General features: G+C 71.8%; 3 protein-coding genes and 1 pseudogene. 3 read left to right on the plus strand and 1 reads right to left on the minus strand.

Annotation, left to right across the window (positions count from 1 at the left end; all coding sequences use genetic code 11):
- A partial coding sequence (locus AC2W7C_RS15485; protein WP_292095371.1) for an EF-Tu C-terminal domain-related protein occupies positions 1 to 93 on the plus strand: 93 nt, incomplete at its 5' end.
- A gap of 99 nt (positions 94 to 192) precedes the next feature.
- Here AC2W7C_RS15485 and AC2W7C_RS15490 read toward each other — a convergent pair.
- On the minus strand, positions 193 to 891 hold the full coding sequence (locus AC2W7C_RS15490) for an SGNH/GDSL hydrolase family protein (RefSeq protein ID WP_486002207.1): 699 nt from the start codon (positions 889 to 891) through the stop codon (positions 193 to 195).
- A 908-nt stretch (positions 892 to 1,799) separates the two neighbouring features.
- On the opposite strand from AC2W7C_RS15490, the pseudogene AC2W7C_RS15495 reads away from it, so the two are divergent.
- Positions 1,800 to 2,141 (plus strand): annotated as a pseudogene (locus AC2W7C_RS15495) (GNAT family N-acetyltransferase); the annotation flags it as partial.
- A gap of 334 nt (positions 2,142 to 2,475) precedes the next feature.
- A partial coding sequence (locus tag AC2W7C_RS15500) for a transcriptional regulator (RefSeq protein ID WP_486002206.1) occupies positions 2,476 to 3,303 on the plus strand: 828 nt, incomplete at its 3' end.

Raw genomic sequence — 3,303 nt, forward strand, 5'->3', positions numbered from 1 at the left:
ACCCCGATCGCCATGGAAGAGAAGCTGCGCTTCGCCATCCGCGAAGGCGGCCGCACGGTTGGAGCCGGCGTGGTCTCCAAGATCACCGAGTAATCGGGCGATACCAGTAAACGCGTAACAGACGGCCTCCCGGAGCAATCCGGGGGCGTTCTGCTTTGAGCCGCCCTCCTTTCGCGCCGCGAGGGGCGAGCGCTACTCCCGCAGCGCCTCCGCCAGGCCCTCGGCCGTGATCTCCGCCCAGCAGGCGTGGCCCTGGTCGTTCAGGTGCAGGTCGTCCGGGCCGACGCCGCCCCGCTCCAGTCCTGTCCAACCGGCCATGGCGTCGAACCGGCGCAGCACCGCATAGCCCTTGCGGCCAGCCTCCAGGTCGATCAGGCGCGCCGTCTCGGACAGGGCCGGGTTGCGGCCGCGGAAGTTGGAGTTGGCGCTGGTCTCGGGCAGCCGTTGCGGATCGATCAGCAGGACATCCGTCCCGGCGCGATCCAGGACGTCTTGTCCCCGGCGAAGGTCGGCGAGGATGTCGTCCATGGGACGGTTGCGCAGGACGTCGTTGGTGCCCAGCTGCCAGATCACCAGGTCGGGGCGGGCGGCCGCGATCTCGCGCTCCAGTCGGTTGAAGGTGTCCCAGGCGGTCTCGCCGCCTATGCCGCGGTTCACGACCGTGACCTCCACGCCCGGCAGGCGCCGCTCCAGGCCCGCCTCGAGCAGGGGGACGAAGCTGACGGCGCGCGTGCTCGCCCCCACGCCCTCGATCGACGACGATCCGACCGCCAGCACGGTCAGCCGGCCAGCGGCGACGGCGGCGCGGCTCTTCTCCAGGCCGCCGTTGTCGACGACGTGTTCGGCGCTGACCGGGCGAGGCGGCGGGACGGCCGAGCGGAACGGCGAGATCTGGGCGGCGGCGGCCGGCCGGCGGAGAGAAGGCCAGGACGGCGAAGGCGGCGGCTGTCTTCACGGGTTGGGCTTTCCGGTTGCGGGGTCCGGTGGCGGTGTCGCCGGGATTTGGACCGAGCCTTCGGATCCCTTCGGCTCGGTGGAGGGGACGCGGCGCCTGGCCCGGGCGGCCCGGCGCGCGCTGGTTCTCGTTCTCGGTCTCGCGCGACGAGGGACGGGACGGGGACGGGCGGGGAGATTCGGCCATGGGGCAGGCTCCAGCAGAGGGGATCGGGATCGACAAGGCAACGCCTCCGGCGCGGGGCGGCTCCCGGTAAGGTTCGTTCACCATGCCTGCAAACCCTGATGAAACGGCCGCCGGGGCAGGATGCGGGCAAGAACGGGGGCCTGTGCGGCCGTCCCGGGGGATCGCCGCATGACCGCGCTGAAGGTCGAGATCGTAGAGACGAGGGCGCTGGACGAGGCCGCCTGGGCCGAATGGCGCGCCATCCTGGCCGACACCCCGTCGCTGAACAGCCCTTATTCCATCCCCATTTCGCCCGGACGGCCGGCGCGGTCAGCCCCCGGTCGGCGGTGGCGGTGTTCTGCCGCGGCGGGCGGACGGTCGGCTTCTTCCCCCACCAGCGCCCGGGGGCGGGGCCGGTTCAGCCCCTCGGCCGCGCCCCATGAACGACTATCACGGCGTGATCGCGCGCGCCGGCGAGGCGCCGACGCTGGAGGAGGTCGCGACCCTGTTGGGCGGCAGCCGCCTGAACGTCACCGCCTGGGTGGGCGAGACCACGGCGGGCGAGGAGCGCCGGACCGTTCAGGTCGACCTGGGCGAGGGCGGCTACGACGCCTGGTACGCCGACCGCCGCGTGACTTTCGGGAAGTTCTTCAAGGACAAGGAGCGGGCCCGCCGCAGCATGGAGGCCGAGTTGGGGCCGCTGCGGGTTGAGCGCGGCCTGCGCGACCCGGCCCTGCTGGACTGGCTGATCGGGCTGAAGCGGGACCAGTACCGGCGCACCAACCGGCACGACATCTTCGCCTGCGGCTGGACCGCGGAGCTGCTTCACGCCCTGCTGAAGGTTGATGGCGAAGGCGGCTTCGGCGCCTCCATGGCCGGGCTATGGGCCGGCGACCGGCTGACGGCGCTGGAATACTCGCTGCACGCCGGCGATCAGTACCATTTCTGGTTCCCGGGCTACGAGCCGTCCCTGGCGCGCTGCTCGCCGGGGATCCTGCTGAGCATGGACACCATGCGGCTGGCGGCCGAGCGCGGCTACCGCACCTTCGACTTCGGCTTCGAGGGCGAGCACTACAAGAAATACTTCTGCAACGGCGCGCGGGTCGTGCGCGAGGCGGTGATGCTGAAGCCCGGCCTGGGACTGGCGATGAGCCACGCTGCCGTGAAGGCGCTGGACATGGCCGGGGCCGGGCGCGGCGAACGGCTGCGCGCCAGCGTGCGCCGGCGCTGGGCGGCCATCGAGGCCTGCGAGGTGACCCCGGCGGACCGTTGCGTGGGGCCATGCAGGCCGCGGGCGCGGCCCTTGCAAAGGCGTCCCGCAGTTCGACCCAACGCGTTCCGGCCTGAGACAGCGCATGACCCAGATCCAGATCTCGACCCGCACCCGCTACGCCGGACCCATCCACCAGGCCGAGGTGCATCCGCACAGCCTGGTCGACCAGGGCTTCGCCACCGACGAGGCGCTGGCCGCGACCCTGGACCGCTATCCGGCCGAGCTGTTCGACATCAACCTGTACGACTACGACGAGGAGGGCCAAGTCAGCCTGCGCACCGGCGCGCGGGGCCGACTAAACGGGGCCGAGCTGCTGGCGGCGATCCAGCAGGGTCGCCTGTGGGTCAATCTGCGCGAGGTCGAGACCGGCTGGCCCGAGCTTTGGGCCGCCGCCATGGCCGAGTTCGCCAAGGTCCAGGCCGCCTATCCGGGCCTGCGCGCGGTGCGCAACGCGGGACAGCTGATCCTGTCGTCGCCCAAGGCGCGGGTGCCGTACCATTCGACCGGCCGGGTTGTCCTGTTCCACATGCGCGGCCGCAAGCGGATCTTCGTCTATCCGGGCGACGAGGCGCATCTGGCCGAGGCGGACATGGAGAAGGTGGTGTCGCGCCAGACGACCGAGGAGCTGCCCTACACCCTGGCCTTCGAGGGCGACGCCCAGGTCATGGACCTGGAGCCGGGCCAGGCCCTGACCTGGCCGGTCTACGCCCCGCACCGGGTGGAGAATCTGGACCGGTTCTGCGTCTCCCTGTCGATGGATTTCCAGACCTGGCCGTCGCGCTTCCGCAACGGGGCCCTGTTCACCAACGCCGTCATGCGCAGCCGGGGCGGGCGCCGCGCCAGACCGACACCATGGCGACGCCCGAGCTGGCCGCCCGCTGGGCCGCCTCCCGGCCCTGAGCGCGCGCGA

Source organism: Brevundimonas sp. CURTG3B2_SDJG (assembly GCF_057364705.1).